At 60.9% G+C, this 15,299-nt stretch carries 11 protein-coding genes and 1 tRNA gene; 6 read left to right on the top strand and 6 right to left on the bottom strand.

Going from position 1 to position 15,299, the window contains the following annotated elements; all coding sequences use genetic code 11:
• The first annotated feature begins 50 nt into the window (after positions 1–50).
• Entirely contained in the window at positions 51–1,688 is a 1,638-nt protein-coding gene (locus tag ABM428_RS10515) for a divergent polysaccharide deacetylase family protein (RefSeq protein ID WP_353627915.1), read from the top strand.
• Between the two features lie 65 nt (positions 1,689–1,753).
• Here ABM428_RS10515 and ABM428_RS10510 read toward each other — a convergent pair whose 3' ends face one another.
• From ABM428_RS10510 to fabI, 6 genes are all read right to left on the bottom strand, one after another.
• Positions 1,754–2,794, bottom strand: a complete 1,041-nt coding sequence (locus ABM428_RS10510; protein ID WP_184581908.1) for a succinylglutamate desuccinylase/aspartoacylase family protein — start codon at positions 2,792–2,794, stop codon at positions 1,754–1,756.
• 2 nt (positions 2,795–2,796) lie between these two features.
• Positions 2,797–4,308: an anthranilate synthase component I gene (gene trpE / locus ABM428_RS10505; RefSeq protein WP_132997235.1), complete on the bottom strand. Its 1,512-nt coding sequence runs from the start codon at positions 4,306–4,308 to the stop codon at positions 2,797–2,799.
• Between the two features lie 12 nt (positions 4,309–4,320).
• Complete coding sequence (locus ABM428_RS10500; protein WP_353627914.1) at positions 4,321–6,165, bottom strand: peptidyl-prolyl cis-trans isomerase; 1,845 nt, start codon at positions 6,163–6,165, stop codon at positions 4,321–4,323.
• Between the two features lie 67 nt (positions 6,166–6,232).
• Entirely contained in the window at positions 6,233–7,399 is a 1,167-nt protein-coding gene (locus ABM428_RS10495; protein WP_132997233.1) for an aminotransferase, read from the bottom strand.
• Positions 7,400–7,534: 135 nt separating this feature from the next.
• The gene (gene gpt / locus ABM428_RS10490; protein ID WP_005853828.1) at positions 7,535–8,047 is read right to left on the bottom strand and encodes a xanthine phosphoribosyltransferase; all 513 of its coding nucleotides are present in this window, start codon (positions 8,045–8,047) and stop codon (positions 7,535–7,537) included.
• A gap of 4 nt (positions 8,048–8,051) precedes the next feature.
• A complete protein-coding gene (fabI, locus tag ABM428_RS10485) occupies positions 8,052–8,858 on the bottom strand; it encodes an enoyl-ACP reductase FabI (protein ID WP_005853827.1) in 807 nt (268 codons plus the stop codon).
• A 219-nt stretch (positions 8,859–9,077) separates the two neighbouring features.
• Between fabI and pdxH the strand changes: the two genes are divergently transcribed.
• The 5 genes from pdxH to ABM428_RS10460 all read left to right on the top strand — a co-directional run bounded on the left by pdxH (position 9,078) and on the right by ABM428_RS10460 (position 15,213).
• Positions 9,078–9,683, top strand: a complete 606-nt coding sequence (pdxH, locus tag ABM428_RS10480; protein WP_037945043.1) for a pyridoxamine 5'-phosphate oxidase — start codon at positions 9,078–9,080, stop codon at positions 9,681–9,683.
• 72 nt (positions 9,684–9,755) lie between these two features.
• Complete coding sequence (locus ABM428_RS10475; protein ID WP_174226609.1) at positions 9,756–10,304, top strand: cold-shock protein; 549 nt, start codon at positions 9,756–9,758, stop codon at positions 10,302–10,304.
• 35 nt (positions 10,305–10,339) lie between these two features.
• Positions 10,340–10,768 carry a DUF192 domain-containing protein gene (locus ABM428_RS10470; protein ID WP_132997416.1) on the top strand — a complete coding sequence of 143 codons (429 nt, stop codon included), beginning with the start codon at positions 10,340–10,342 and terminating at the stop codon, positions 10,766–10,768.
• Positions 10,769–10,842: 74 nt separating this feature from the next.
• Positions 10,843–10,919, top strand: a tRNA-Pro gene (locus tag ABM428_RS10465).
• 640 nt (positions 10,920–11,559) lie between these two features.
• Positions 11,560–15,213 (top strand): vitamin B12-dependent ribonucleotide reductase, encoded by a 3,654-nt coding sequence (locus tag ABM428_RS10460; protein ID WP_132997232.1) that lies wholly within the window; start codon positions 11,560–11,562, stop codon positions 15,211–15,213.
• Positions 15,214–15,299 lie beyond the last annotated feature (86 nt).

Genomic DNA, 15,299 nt, shown 5'->3' with positions numbered 1-15,299 from the left:
AGCAGGCCGGAGAGCCGCACGAACCGGAACAAAAACAGGAGCGATCATCTATGTCACGCGGGTTTATTGGCGGCATCCTCATTGGTGCGGTATTCAGTGTCGGCGTCGCCGGTGTCGCGTCCTTCATGGTGCCGATGGGGCCCGCGCCCTTGCAAGACACGCCTGTGCCAAGTGACACGCCTGACGAAGAGCGCGCGACCAACGCGCCCGAAATGGCGGCCCCCCCGGTAGTAGCGGCTGATGAAACGCCCCTGACGGCGGCTGAGGACACTAACGAGGATGTGATCACGCCAGAGCCGGAGCCGGTTGTCGAAGAGCCTGTCGTCGAGGAGCCCACCGTTGAACCAGAGCCCGAGACTGTGCCGCGTGCCGAGGTCGCACCAGAAGTAGAAGCACCGGTCGCGCAAGAGGCTGTGCAAGATGCACCTTCAGAGGACGCGCCGGACGTCGCGGCAGCGTCTGAGACGGTAGAGCCTGAACCACAGCCTGAACCACAGCCCGAGCCAGAGGTCGCCCCAACGCCGCAACCCGCGCCGCAGATCGCGCAGGATATCGACGCGACAGCCCCCGTGGCCGTGCCCGATGCAGCTGCACCGAAGATCACGCTTGATGATCCTGTTTTGCCCAATCCGATGGCGCTCGCACCGATGGAACCGACCGAGCCGGATGCGCTTGGCATCGAGACCCGGACAGCACCGCCCGTCACCGCCGACGAAAGCGTCGACACCCCCGTGTCGCCCACGCCGGACACCACCCCCGTGTCGCCCACGCCGGACACCGATGTCGCCACCGCGCCAAGCGCGCCCGACGCGCAACCCGAAGAAGCCCCTGCCGATGTTGTCTTTGGCGCGCCCGAGCAACGCACAGACGGGCGGCCCACAATCGGCACCCCTGCGGCGATCACCTCTGAACGGGATACGGGCGTGACGATCAACCGCCTGCCGACCGCCCAATCGGGCGAACAGACCGCCCCCGAGGTGCAAGCCACCGCAGAAAGCCCCGCCATCACCCGTTATGGCCAGCCTTTCGCGAATCCTGATGACAAACCGCTGATGAGCGTCCTGTTGATGGACGTGGGCAGTGATCTGCAAGGGGGCGAGGTCGGTATCGCCGCGCTGCGCAGCTTTCCCTATCCGCTGAGCTTTGCCGTCGACGTCAGCCTGCCCGACGCGGCAGAGCGCATGCAGACCTACCGCAACGAAGGGTTCGAGGTGCTGGCGATGGTCGACCTGCCTCAGGGTGCGCAGCCAAGCGATGCAGAGACCACGCTGGCGGTCGCCTTCTCGCGTATGCCCGAGGTGATCGGCGTGTTGGAAGGGCAGGGTGCCGGGCTGCAACCCGACCGCGCGACAGCAGATCAGGTGACTGCGATCCTTGGGCAAGGCGGCTATGGCCTTGTGACCCAGGACAAGGGGCTGAACACGATGCCCAAGCTTGCGGTGAAAGAGGGCGTGCCCGCAGCACCCGTGTTCCGCGACTTTGACAGCAAGGGGCAGACGCCCACCGTGATCCGGCGGTTCCTTGATCAGGCCGCGTTCAAGGCGGGGATCGAAGGGTCGGTGATCATGATGGGGCGGATGCGGCCCGAGACGATCTCGGCGCTGTTGGTCTGGGGGTTGCAGGACCGTGCCGGCCAAGTTGCACTTGCCCCTGTCTCAGCCGTGCTGAAAAACGCCACGCCTGAATGATCTACCGGTAAAGCCGTCAAAACCTGCGCGCTGCGCGGGCTTCGACGTGCCTGGATGTGATCTGCCTAGATAATCTCGTCTTCGTCGAACAGCGGGTCGCTTTCGAGCTGCGTGATCATATCTTCGACCGTGTCTGCCACGGCCTTGGGCAGCAGCTTTGCCAAGTGGAAGACCGCGTCGCCCTCGTTCACCACGGGCAGGATCGCGCGGCCGATCAGGATACCGTCATGGGGGGCGATAATATCCTCTTCGGTCTTGCCGAACGGGTCAGAGACTGTCGCCAGCGCGTCGCCCTGTTTCACGGTCTCCCCCTCGGCCCTGAAGGTACGCAGCAGCCCACCCACGGGCGCGCGCAGCCAGGTCGAGCTAGAGCAGACATGGGATTGCCTGCGCGAAGGGGCGATGCCCTTGGCGGGCAGCATGTCTTCGGCATGCATGACCCGCAAGATACCCGCAACGCCCGCGCGCACGGCCATTTCGTCAAAGCGCAGCCCTTCGCCCGCCTCATACAGCAGCACCGGCGTGCCCTTGGCGGCGGCGACCGCGCGCAGCGATCCGTCACGCAGGGGCGAGGTCAGCACCACCGGTGCGGCAAAGCTGGCGGCCATGCGCCGCGTCACCGCATCTGAAGGAGAGATACGCACCTGCGGCAGGTTGGTCCGGTGGATCGCGGCCGAATGTAGATCGATTCCGAAATCACAGCGCAGCACCACGTCGTTCAGAAAGATATGCGCCAGCCGTGACCCCAAAGACCCCGACGGGTGCCCCGGAAAACAACGGTTCAGATCGCGCCGGTCCGGCAGGTAACGCGACCGGTTTAGGAAGCCGAAAGAGTTCACCACCGGGATCACCAGCAGTGTTCCCCGAAGGGATTTCAACTGCGGTGCGCGAAGCAGACGGCGCACGATCTCGACCCCGATCAGCTCGTCCCCGTGAACAGCGGCGCTGACAAACATAGTGGGGCCAGGGCGCTTGCCGTGGATCACTTCAAGCGAGAGCCCGACAGGCGTGTGGTCCGGCAGAATCGAGATCGGCAAGTCGATCTGTGCCCGAGTGCCGGGTGCCACATGTTGACCCGCAATCTCGAACGGGGCTTGGGTCGGCATCCTCAGCTGTTCCCTTGACCTGCGAAGCGTGCTGCATCGGCCGCCGCACGGCGGATCGCGTCGGATTTATGCACCGTTTCCATATATTCTGCCTCTGCGTCGCTGTCATAGACCACACCGCCACCGGCCTGAATATACAGGGTTTTATCCTTGATGACGGCCGTGCGCAGGGCGATGCACATGTCCATGTCGCCGCCCGCGCTAAAGTAGCCAACACCGCCGCCGTACAGCCCGCGTTTCTCGGGCTCCAGCTCGTCGATAATCTCCATCGCGCGGACCTTGGGTGCACCTGACACTGTGCCCGCGGGCATCCCCGCAAAGAAGGCATCCAGCGCATCGCGGTCCTCGCGCAGCTCGCCCACGACATTGGACACGATATGCATCACGTGGCTGTAGCGTTCGACGATGAATTCCTCGGTCGGGCGCACGGTGCCGATCTTGGCGACCCGGCCCACGTCATTGCGGCCCAGATCAAGCAGCATCAGATGCTCTGCCAGCTCTTTCTGGTCGGCCAGCAGATCAGCCTCCAGCGCGCGGTCTTCTTCCGGCGTGGCCCCGCGACGACGGGTACCTGCAACGGGGCGGATCGTGATCTCGTTGCCGAAGACGCGCACAAGGATCTCGGGCGAGGCCCCGACGACATGGAAATCACCGAAGTTGAAATAGAACATGAAGGGCGACGGGTTGGTCCGGCGCAAACTGCGATACAGCGCGAACGGCGGCTGTGAGAAGCCCTGCGCCCACCGTTGCGACGGCACCACCTGAAAGATGTCGCCCGCCACGATATATTCCCGCGCTTTTTCAACGGCGGATTTATAGCCTTCGCGGGTGAAATTGCTGACGGGGGCGGATTCTTCGTGGGCGTCGCCCAGATCACGGCTGGTGCCGGGCATCGACCGTTCCAGATCACGCACCGCATCCATCACGCGTTCGGCGGCTTGGGCATAAGCGGCCTTGGCCGATTGCCCGTCAGACACCCAAGCTGGCGATACGATCGTGACCTCGCCCTTGACCCCGTCAAGCACGGCAATCACCGAGGGGCGCACCATCATCGCATCGGGCAGCCCCATGGGATCGGGGTTCACATTCGGCAGATGTTCCACCAGCCGGATCATGTCATACCCCAGATATCCGAACAGCCCGGCGGCGGCTTGCGGCAGGTCATCGGGCAGGTCGATCTTCGACTCCGCGATCACCGCACGCAAAGTATCCAGCGGATCCCCCGCAACATCGTCGAAGGCATCTGCGTCATAGCGTGCCGAACGGTTGATGGCCGACGTGGTGCCCTGACAGCGCCAGATCAGATCGGGCTTCATCCCGATAATCGAATAGCGCCCGCGGACCTCGCCGCCGGTCACGGATTCCAGCACAAAGGCGTTTTGTGCCGCACCGGTGAGCTTGAGCATCAGCGAAACAGGCGTGTCCAGATCGGCAGCCAGACGGGTGTAAACGATCTGGTTCTTGCCCGCCGCATAGCCTGCGGCAAAGCTGTCATAATCGGGTGTCAACGACATGGGAGACCTAACTTAGGGGAAGTTCACGTGGACGGCGTTGATCGCCTGCTGATCGACACGCGGTGCCGTGCGGCGGATCACGTCGTCAGAGAAAGCGGCGAAAAGCGCTTGCGACAGCTGGTCATCCAGCTGGGTGGCGATCTGGGTTTTGACCTGCGTCATCCGGTCATTCTCGCCCGCGTCCTTGATGCTATCAAGACGGACTAGCGCGACCTCATCGGCACCTTCCAGCAGTTCTACCTCGCCGGGGGCTGCGTCAAACACAGCGGCGATGAACCCCTGCGGTGCGGCGCTGACCACGGCGTCGCGGGTCTGGTCGGTCCCGGTCTTGGGCTCCAGCCCCAGCTCGGCAAAATCAGCGCCATCGGCAAGCTCGGCCTGCAGGGTCTCGGCCTTGGCACGCAGGGCGGTGATCAATTGTTCGTTCTGCCACGCCTCGGCCACGTCAGCACGGGCGGCGTCAAACGGGTTGGGGCGTTCCTCCTTGGTGCCATCAAGACGCATGGCAAAAACGCTACCGTCATCCAGCTGTTGGATCTGGGGGAAGTCGCCTTCGGTCAGACGTGTCGCGGCCTCGCGGAAACCGGCATAGGCGGCGATGCTTTCGCTGCTGTCCTGCGTCCACTCGATGGTGCTGAGGGTCATTTTGCTTTCCTCGGCGATCTGTTCCAGCGTGGCACCACCGGCCAATTGGTCATCCAGATCCTGGGCGCGGACCTCAACCAGACGGGCCGCGCGGTCCGCGGCAAGGTCTTGCACCAGCGTCGGGCGGGCTTCTTCGAAGGTGGTGTTCAACGACGGCAGCACACCGTTCACACGGAACAATGCAGGCCCGAGGTTGCTGGGCAGCGGGCCGACAATATCCCCCACTTCGGCAGCAAATACGGCGTCCCCTGCGGCACCCAACTGTTGCTGGCTCAGATCGCCAAGATCCACATCCGACAGGGAAAGCCCACGGTCCGCGACCAGCCCTTCAAATGTGTTGCCATCAACCTCGAGCGCGGCGGCAGCCTGATCGGCGGCCTCCTGATCGCGGAAGACCAGACGTTCGACCAAGCGGCGTTCGGGCTGGATGTATTCATCCGCGCGGTCGTCATAGGCGGCCTGAAGCTCTTCGTCGGTCAGCTCTACTTCGTCCAGCAGATCCTGCGGGCCCATCGTGATATAGCTGATGGTCTTGCTGGCGGGCAGAATGAACTGGTCGGCGTTCTCGTCGTAATAGGCCTGCAGCTGCGCATCGGTGGCGTCGGGCAGGGGCGCATCCAGATCATCTTGCGTCAGTTTGGCCCAGGTAAAGCTGCGCTGCTCGCCCACATAGGAGACAAGCGTGTCAGCATAGGCGTCGGGCATCGCAATCCCGCCGGTGATCGCTTCCTGCAACAGGGTGCGGCCCGCTTCCTCGCGCAGGGACTGTTCGAATTCATTCTCGTTCAGACCGGCCTGCTGCAGCGCAAAGCGATAGCCCTCGCGGTCGAAATTCCCGTCAACGCCCTGGAACGACGGGATTTCCACAACGCGTTCGCGCAGGTTCGCGTCGCCGATGGACAGGCCCATCTCGTCGGCCTCATTGTCGAGCGCGCGCAAACGGACCAGACGTTGCAGCACGGCACGGTCCAGCCCGATGGCTTGGGCTTCTTGAAAGCTAAGCTGTTCGCCGGACTGGCTTTCGATGGCGCGGATCTGCTGCTGCAGCTCGCGGGCGTAATCGTCAACCGAGATAGACTTGTCGCCCACTTCGCCGACGGTGCGTGCGCTGCCGTTCAGATTGACCGCGCCAAAACCGCCCAGCCCCAGGATCAAAAGACCCATCAGCCCCCATACTGCGGTTTTCGTAAAGCTGTTGCCTTTGGCTTTCATGGTGTCATCCCTTAAACGCACGTTTTGCCCTGTCTATGCGGTGCGCGGCAGGGGGGCAAGAGCCGCGTTAGACCTGTGTCAGACGGTCAAACAGCACCTCAATGCCTGCGACATCCAGATTGGCAAAAGCGAGGCGCAGATGCCGCCCGCCGGTGATATCCTCTGCCGGATGGAACATGGTGCCGGGCAGGGTCAGCACGGCCGCCTCGCGCACCAGCCGCGGGGCCAATGTGGCAGAGCTTTCGTCAAAGGGATGCGAGAGATAGGCGAAATATCCGCCAAGCCCCAAAAGCTTCCAGCCTTTCGCGTCCAAACGGTGCATACTGTCGGCAATCGCCTGTCGCCGCGCCAGGATCTCGCGCCGCTCGCCGGCCAGCCATGTGTCAAGGTTCTGCATCCCCCAAAGGGCGGCATGCTGACCGATCTGGCCGGGGCAAATGGCAACGGTATCCAGGAACTTCTCAACCTCGGCGAGACGCGTCTGGGAGGCGACAATCGCGCCCACTCGGTGACCAGTCAGACGGTAGGCCTTTGAAAAAGAATATAAATGGATCAACGTATCGTGCCAGTCGGGGTCCTGAAACAGACGGTGCGGCGGGCCGGAACGACTGTCAAAGTCGCGATAGGTCTCGTCCAGGATCAGGGCGATACCGCGCGCACGGGCCAGATCGAAAAACGCCTGCACCAGCTCTTCGGGGTATTCAACGCCGCCGGGGTTGTTGGGCGTGACCAAGGCGATGGCACGGGTGCGGTCGGTGATCAGGGCGGCAGCCTGTTCCGGGTCGGGCAAAAGCGTATCGCCCACCGGCAGCGGCACGGCGGCGACGCCCGACATATCCAGCCACATCTTGTGGTTAAAGTACCACGGCACCGGCAGGATCACCTCGTCTCCCTCGGCACATAGCGTGGCAATCGCAGCGGCAAAGGCCTGATTGCAGCCCGATGTAATCGCCGCTTGCGCGGGCTCTACCGCGCCAGCGTAATGGGCGCTGACCTGCGCGGCCAGCTCGTCGCGCAATTCGGGCAGACCCAGCACCGGCCCGTAAAGATGCGCATCATCGTTGTTCAGCGCGACATCGGCCATGGCCTGACGCATCGCCTGCGGGGGCGGATCGACAGGGGCGGCTTGGCTCACGTTGATCAGGGGGCGGTCGGCGTCAAAATGGACGCCCGTCAACCAGCGGCGCGCCTCCATCACCGGAGGAGAGAAAGTCGCGGCGGTACGCGGGGTCATGGTCAATGCTCCTGACTGGGCGAGGGAGGGGGCGCTTCGGCGAGCGGACCAGCGCAAAGTCTGACACGGCGCGGGGCCGCTGCTTCCAAATGGTCCTAAATCCTCGCCGAAGGCAGGTATCTGCGGGGGTGCCGCTTAGTCTTTGCCGCGGTAGGGCTCTACATATTGCAGCGCCATATCCCAGGGGAAGAAAATCCACGTATCCTGGCTGACTTCGGTAATGAAGGTATCCACCTGCGGGCGGCCCTTGGGCTTGGCATAGACGGTGGCCAGATGCGCATTGGGGTAAAGCTGGCGCACGACTTCAAGGGTTTTACCGGAATCCACCAGATCGTCGATGATCAGGATACCGGTGCCGTCGCCCATCAGCTCTGCATCGGGGGCCTTGAGCACGACCGCGTCCGATTGATCCTGATGGTCATAGGACTTGATCGAAATCGTGTCGACGGTGCGGATATCCAGCTCGCGGGCGGCGATCATCGCGGGGGCCATACCGCCACGGGTGATCGCAACCACAGCACGCCAGCCGCCGTCATCGGGGCCCATGCCGTCCAGACGCCACGCCAGCGCACGGCTGTCACGGTGGATCTGGTCCCAGCTGATATGAAACCCTTTTTCATGGGGCAGGCGTGAGGCATCCTTGCTCATGTCGTTATTCCTTTGCCATGTCTGGGGCGTCGACGGCTTTCATGCCCACCACGTGATAGCCCGCGTCCACATGCAGATTCTCGCCCGTCGTGCCCGAGCCAAGATCGCTAAGCAGGAACAGCGCGGATTTACCCACATCGTCGATGGTCACGTTGCGACGCAGGGGCGAGTTATACTCGTTCCACTTCATGATATAGCGGAAGTCGCCGATGCCGGATGCGGCCAATGTCTTGATCGGGCCGGCGCTGATCGCGTTGACGCGGATGCCGTCCTTGCCCAGATCCTCGGCCAGATATTTGACCGATGCTTCCAGAGCGGCCTTGGCGACGCCCATCACATTATAATGCGGCATCACTTTTTCGGCACCGTAATAGGTGAGCGTGACCGCGCTGCCGCCGGACTTCATCATCTTTTCCGCGCGCTGCATCACCGCGGTGAAGGAGTAGACAGAGATATCCATCGACATCGCGAAATTGGCGCGGCTGGTGTCGACATATCGCCCGCGCAATTCGTTCTTGTCAGAGAACCCGATCGCGTGGACGATAAAGTCGATCCCGTCCCAACGTTCGCCCAAAGCGGTAAACAGCGCGTCAATCGACTCTTCCGACCCCACATCGCAGGGCAGGACCAGATCGCTACCCAGTTGCGCCGCCAGCGGATCGACCCGCTTTTTCAGCGCGTCGCCTTGATACGAGAATGCCAGCTCTGCACCGGCATCCGCGAGGGTGCGTGCGATGCCCCAGGCAATCGACTTGTCATTGGCGAGGCCCATGATAAGCCCACGTTTGCCTGCCATCAGGTCATTTGCCATTGTACTTCCTTCGACTATGTCACTGAACTTTTATCCGGTTTATGCTATTGATAGTTTGGCATCAAGGCTGCACGGTGATCGCGGCACTTGAGAGGACGCCGTGATAGACCGCCCTGGCGGTTTTTAGGCGCGACAGTGTGTTTAGTTGTTCTAGTATGTCATTTGATGTAAGGCATTGTCGCAAGTTTGCGTCGATGCGCAAGGAAGGGGATCATGATCATGGAAGTGCGCAAAGGCATTTTTGCCGGTGACGATCCCTTTGTGATTGCGCGCCGCTGGCTGGATGAGGCAACGCAGACAGAGGTCAACGACCCAAATGCCATCGCGCTATCGACCGTGGATGCCGACGGTTTGCCCAATGCGCGCATGGTGTTGCTAAAAGAAATCGAAGACGCGGCATTCGTCTTTTACACAAACTACACCAGCGCCAAGGCGCAAGAGCTGGATCACGCGGGCAAGGCTGCTTTCGTGATGCATTGGAAATCCCTGCGCCGCCAGATACGGGTGCGCGGCGTGGTTTCCAAAGAAGAAGGCCCACAGGCGGACGCATATTACAAGTCGCGTTCGCTCAAAAGCCGGTTGGGGGCTTGGGCCTCTGACCAATCGTCCCCTTTAGCCAGCCGTGCGTCATTGGTCGCCGAAGTGGCAAAAGTCACCGCCAAAAAGGGGCCAAACCCAGACCGTCCACCTTTTTGGGGGGGCTACCGGATCACCCCGGTCGAAATCGAGTTCTGGGCCGACGGAGAGTATAGATTGCATGACCGTTTTGTCTGGCGACGTGCCGAACAAAACGGTGATTGGAGCGTAACGAGATTGAACCCATAAGGCGGCTTTTGCCGCTGATATTTTGTACGCGGGCACGCTGTTGCCTGACCTAGAGAAGACCAAAGGACATTTGTGTCAGAAGTATCCAGCAATAGCTCTGCCATTTCCGGCGTGGTGAAATGGTTCGACCCCGCGAAGGGGTTCGGTTTCGTTGTCTCAGACGCTGGCGGGCCTGATATCCTGTTGCACGTCAATGTGTTACGTAATTACGGTCAAAGCTCTGTCGCGGACGGTGCGCGCATTGATCTGACGGTGCAAAAGACCGAACGTGGGGTGCAGGCGACCCAGGTCCATGCGGTACACCCGCCCGCTGCTGCTCAGGCGATGGCGTTGTCGGATATTGTGGGCATTGATCCCGCGCTGGTGGCCGCCGCACCGCTGGAACCCGCGCGGGTCAAATGGTTCGATAAATCCAAAGGCTTTGGTTTCGCGAATGTGTTTGGCAAAAGCGATGACATCTTTCTACATATAGAAGTGTTGCGCCAGTCGGGCCTGTCGGATTTGCAACCGGGCGAAGCATTGGCGCTGCGGGTCATTAACGGGGAACGCGGCCAGATGGCGGCAGAGGTACATGCATGGGAAACGGTACGACTCGATTCATCTGGCACCGCGCAAAGCTGATCCGCGCGGGTCTTTTGGCCTTAGCCTCTCTGGCGATGGCGGGGGCGGCCGCTGCCAAATGCAGCGACACCAGCGTGACGTTGCGCGGCGACTGGGGGCAGGCGCGCTTTAGCGTCGAGATTGCCGATGATGCCGGTGAACGTGCCCAAGGACTGATGCATCGCACCTCACTGGCGGGCAGCGCGGGTATGCTCTTTATCTATGAAGAACCGCAGCCGCTTAGCTTTTGGATGCGCAACACATTGATTCCCCTCGACCTATTGTTCATCGATTCCCGCGGTGTGGTGCAGCACATCCACCATAATGCGATTCCGCTCGACGAATCTCCGCTTGAGGGGGGCAGTGATGCGCTGCTGGCGGTGCTGGAAATCAACGGTGGGTTAAGCGCGCGGATGGGCATTACACCGGGGACAGAGCTGCGCCATCCCGCGTTTACAGGGCGCAATCCGGCATGGCCCTGTTAGTTCGTCAGAAACTATCATTTTCTGTGAACTTAGGGCTTTTCAATCCGATTGCTTGGGGCTAAGTAGGCCGCAGTCGGGGCGTGGCGCAGCCTGGTAGCGCACCTGTTTTGGGTACAGGGGGTCGGAAGTTCGAATCTTCTCGCCCCGACCACTTTAAGAACCACCACATATAGTGTTCCTGATCTGCTTCATGCAGATCAGAACGCTGTATTTGTGTGCAGTCGTTCTTTTTTACCACAGATGCACGCTCTAAATCTGGTGAGATGGCCGGGTTCGCGAACCTATATCTGGTGGCTGCATAAATTTTTATCATCCACAGTTCCGCCATGTTTATCCCCAGCCCGCTGTTTGGGATTTTGTGGATAACTCAAGCGATACATGAGCCAGCCGCGCTAAACCTTAGCGTTTATTAACTTTATCCGCAGTGTGGAAAATCACCCTCGTGATCCGCTGTCTGTGCATATCATTTCGCTGAATCACCGCGCCGACCGAAGCTTCAAAAAATGCCGATCCGGTCAAGATGCAACTTCCCTTATTTCGATAATAAAGCCGTTGACCCAATAGGGCTGCATACGCCAGTTTGTGTAAATCGACGGGCGGGCCACTACATCTGGTGATTGATCGGGGTGGCGTGCTGATCGGGTGAAATTGGGTTTCGCACATTTGCGCCGGTTAAACGGCTTGATCCAAGACCAACCTGATGCGGGTGCGGGGGACGATGCACACCGGCGATAGGTTTGGCGGCCCGATCATGCCGCTGGTTGAGAGTTTGAAAATTTGGGGCAGCACTTATGAAAATCGAGAGAAAATTCACGCGATCCGGTCAGGATGCCTACGCAGAACTGGACTTTGTGAGCACAGCCTCCGAAATCCGCAATCCTGACGGGTCGGTGGTCTTTCGCCTCGATAACGTCGAAGTGCCCTCCAGCTGGAGCCAGGTCGCCTCTGATGTGATCGCCCAAAAATATTTCCGCAAGGCAGGCGTCCCGTCCGAGACCAAGAAGGTCAAGGAAAAGGGCGTGCCAGAATTCCTCTGGCGCTCGGTGCCGACCGATGACGCGACCATGGGCGGCGAGACGTCGTCGAAGCAAGTGTTCGACCGTCTGGCAGGCGCTTGGGCCTATTGGGGTTGGAAAGGTGGCTATTTCACCACCGAAGAAGACGCCCAAGCCTATTATGACGAGATGCGTCACATCCTAGCCAGCCAGCGCGGCGCGCCCAACAGCCCGCAATGGTTCAACACCGGTCTGCATTGGGCCTACGGCATCGATGGTCCCGCGCAGGGGCATTACTATGTCGATTATAAATCCGGCAAGCTGACGCGGTCGACATCGTCTTACGAGCATCCGCAGCCCCACGCTTGTTTCATCCAGTCTGTCGCTGACGATCTGGTAGGTGACGGCGGCATTATGGACCTGTGGGTCCGCGAGGCGCGTCTGTTCAAATACGGTTCCGGCACCGGCACCAACTTCTCGAGCCTGCGGGCGGCGGGCGAGAAGCTGTCGGGCGGGGGAAAATCCTCTGGCTTGATGGGCTTTTTGAAAATCGGTGACCGTGCGGCAGGCGCGATCAAATCGGGTGGCACCACACGGCGCGCGGCCAAGATGGTTATCGTTGATGCGGACCACCCCGATATCGAGGATTTCATCAACTGGAAGGTCATCGAAGAGCAAAAGGTGGCGAGCATCGTCGCTGGCTCGAAGATGCATGAACGCGAGCTGAACAAGCTGTTTGCCGCGATCAAAGCATGGGACGGCGCAGAGGCCGACGCTTATGACCCCGCCAAGAACGACCAGCTAAAGGCCGCGATCCGCAGCGCGAAAAAATGCGCGATCCCAGAGACATACGTCAAGCGCGTGCTGGATTATGCCAAGCAGGGTCATACCTCGATCGAATTCCCGACCTATGACACAGACTGGGATTCCGAAGCCTATTCCTCGGTCTCGGGCCAGAACTCCAACAACTCGATCCGGGTGACCAACGCTTTCCTGCACGCCGTCGAAAAAGACGCCGATTGGGAGCTGCTGGACCGCACCACCGGGCGCGTGTCGAAAACCATCCGCGCCCGTGACCTGTGGGAGCAAGTCGGCCACGCGGCTTGGGCCTGCGCCGATCCCGGCATCCAGTATCACGACACGGTAAACGACTGGCACACATGCCCCGAAGACGGCGCGATCCGCGGGTCGAACCCGTGCTCCGAATACATGTTCCTGGATGATACGGCCTGTAACCTCGCGTCGATGAACCTGCTGACCTTCCTGCAAGACGGGGAGTTCATGGTCGAAGACTATATGCATGCCTCGCGTCTGTGGACCGTTACGCTCGAAATCTCGGTGATGATGGCGCAGTTCCCGTCCAAGGAAATCGCGCAGCGGTCCTATGATTTCCGCACGCTGGGTCTGGGCTATGCCAACATCGGCGGTCTGCTGATGAACATGGGCTTTAGCTACGACAGCGACGAGGGCCGTGCGCTTTGCGGGGCGCTGACCGCGATCATGACCGGCGTTTCCTATGCCACCTCCGCCGAGATGGCGGGCGAGTTGGGGGCCTTCCCCGGCCACGCCAAGAACGCCGACCACATGCTGCGCGTCATCCGCAACCACCGCAATGCGGCCCACGGCAAGACCGACGGCTACAAGGCGCTATCGGTCAAGCCCGTGCCACTGGATCACGCAAACTGCCCGCAAGCCAACCTGATCGACATCGCCACCGCGACCTGGGACGAAGCCCTGCGGCTTGGCGAAAAGCACGGGTACCGCAACGCGCAAACCTCTGTGATTGCGCCGACGGGCACCATCGGTCTGGTGATGGATTGCGACACCACCGGGATCGAGCCTGACTTTGCGCTGGTGAAATTCAAGAAGCTCGCAGGCGGTGGCTATTTCAAGATCATCAACCAGTCGGTGCCCGCAGCGCTTGAAAAGCTTGGCTACGGCTCGGCCCAGATCGAAGAGATCGTCGGCTATGCCGTCGGTCACGGCACCATCGGCAACGCGCCTGCGATCAACCACACCACGCTGGTCGGCCACGGTTTTGGCCCTAACGAGCTGGCCAAGATCGACGCGGCGCTGGCACAGGCCTTCGACATCCGCTTTGTCTTCAATCAATGGACATTGGGCGAGGAGTTCTGCACGCAAGTCCTTGGCATCCCAGCCGAAAAGCTGAACGACCCGACGTTTGACCTGCTGAAATCCCTGGGCTTTTCCAAGAAAGACATCGAAGCGGCCAACGACCATGTTTGCGGTACGATGACGCTGGAAGGCGCGCCGCACCTCAAGCCCGAACACTACGGCATCTTCGACTGCGCCAACCCCTGCGGCAAGAAGGGCAAACGCTACCTGTCCGTCAACAGCCACATCTATATGATGGCGGCGGCGCAAAGCTTCATCTCCGGCGCGATCTCTAAGACGATCAATATGCCAAATGACGCCACCATCGAGGATTGCCAGAACGCATACGAGCTGTCGTGGTCGCTTGGCGTCAAAGCCAACGCGCTGTACCGCGACGGGTCAAAACTGTCGCAGCCTCTGGCTTCTGCGCTGGTCGAGGATGATGACGAGGCAGCCGAAACGCTGGAAAGCGGTACCACTCACGAGAAAGCCACCGTGCTGGCCGAAAAGATCGTCGAGAAGGTCATCGTCAAAGAGATCATCAAATCGCACCGCGAAAAGATGCCTCAGCGCCGCAAGGGGTATACCCAAAAGGCCAATGTGGGCGGGCACAAGGTCTATTTGCGCACCGGTGAATACGAAGACGGCTCTTTGGGCGAGATCTTTATCGACATGCACAAGGAAGGCGCGGGCTTCCGTGCGATGATGAACAATTTTGCCATCGCCGTGTCCGTGGGGCTGCAATACGGCGTCCCGCTTGAGGAATTCGTCGACGCCTTCACCTTCACCAAGTTCGAACCCGCTGGCATGGTACAGGGCAACGACAGCATCAAGAACGCGACCTCGATCCTTGACTATGTGTTCCGCGAGCTCGCCGTGTCCTATCTGGACCGTACCGATCTGGCGCATGTGCAACCCGAAGGGGCCAGCTTTGACAGCCTCGGCCGCGGCGATCAGGAAAGCGTCGCCAATGTGGCGGAGATCTCCGAAACCGCCGCCAACCGCTCGCTTGAGGTGCTCAAGCAGATCAGCTCGACCGGGTATCTGCGCAACCGTCTGCCGCAGGACCTGGTGCTGCTGCAAGGCGGGCAGGGGCACGGCGACACGCAGACGCTTGACCGTGTGATGCCACAGGCAGGCCAGGCCTCGGTCGCGGCAAGCATGGGGTCGACCACAGCGGTGTCCAGCGGCGCGGTCAGCATGGACGCCCGTACCAAAGCAAAGATGCAGGGCTACGAGGGCGAAGCCTGCGGGGAATGCGGCAACTACACGCTGGTCCGCAACGGCACCTGCATGAAGTGCAACACCTGCGGCGGAACGTCGGGCTGCAGCTAAGACAAACGCCCCGGCCTTGCGGTCGGGGCTTTCTACATGGGGCAGGTGCGCTTGCCCCTGACGCTGGCCTTGCCGCAGGCATAAAA

It is taken from the genome of Sulfitobacter sp. TCYB15 (assembly GCF_040435955.1).
Classification (GTDB): Bacteria; Pseudomonadota; Alphaproteobacteria; order Rhodobacterales; family Rhodobacteraceae; genus Sulfitobacter; species Sulfitobacter pontiacus.
The sequence above is the reverse complement of the archived record's forward strand: the minus strand, read 5'-3'. Positions and strand labels throughout refer to the sequence as shown.

What these genes read in the sequence shown, in the direction of transcription:
- gpt (WP_005853828.1), bottom strand. Translation starts at nt 8,047, where the DNA reads ATGAGCAAGGATGCCTCACGCCTGCCCCATGAAAAAGGGTTTCATATC.
- ABM428_RS10495 (WP_132997233.1), bottom strand. Translation starts at nt 7,399, where the DNA reads ATGACCCCGCGTACCGCCGCGACTTTCTCTCCTCCGGTGATGGAGGCG.
- ABM428_RS10515 (WP_353627915.1), top strand. Translation starts at nt 51, where the DNA reads ATGTCACGCGGGTTTATTGGCGGCATCCTCATTGGTGCGGTATTCAGT.
- fabI (WP_005853827.1), bottom strand. Translation starts at nt 8,858, where the DNA reads ATGGCAAATGACCTGATGGCAGGCAAACGTGGGCTTATCATGGGCCTC.
- ABM428_RS10460 (WP_132997232.1), top strand. Translation starts at nt 11,560, where the DNA reads ATGAAAATCGAGAGAAAATTCACGCGATCCGGTCAGGATGCCTACGCA.
- ABM428_RS10510 (WP_184581908.1), bottom strand. Translation starts at nt 2,794, where the DNA reads ATGCCGACCCAAGCCCCGTTCGAGATTGCGGGTCAACATGTGGCACCC.
- ABM428_RS10500 (WP_353627914.1), bottom strand. Translation starts at nt 6,165, where the DNA reads ATGAAAGCCAAAGGCAACAGCTTTACGAAAACCGCAGTATGGGGGCTG.
- pdxH (WP_037945043.1), top strand. Translation starts at nt 9,078, where the DNA reads ATGGAAGTGCGCAAAGGCATTTTTGCCGGTGACGATCCCTTTGTGATT.
- ABM428_RS10470 (WP_132997416.1), top strand. Translation starts at nt 10,340, where the DNA reads ATGGCGGGGGCGGCCGCTGCCAAATGCAGCGACACCAGCGTGACGTTG.
- trpE (WP_132997235.1), bottom strand. Translation starts at nt 4,308, where the DNA reads ATGTCGTTGACACCCGATTATGACAGCTTTGCCGCAGGCTATGCGGCG.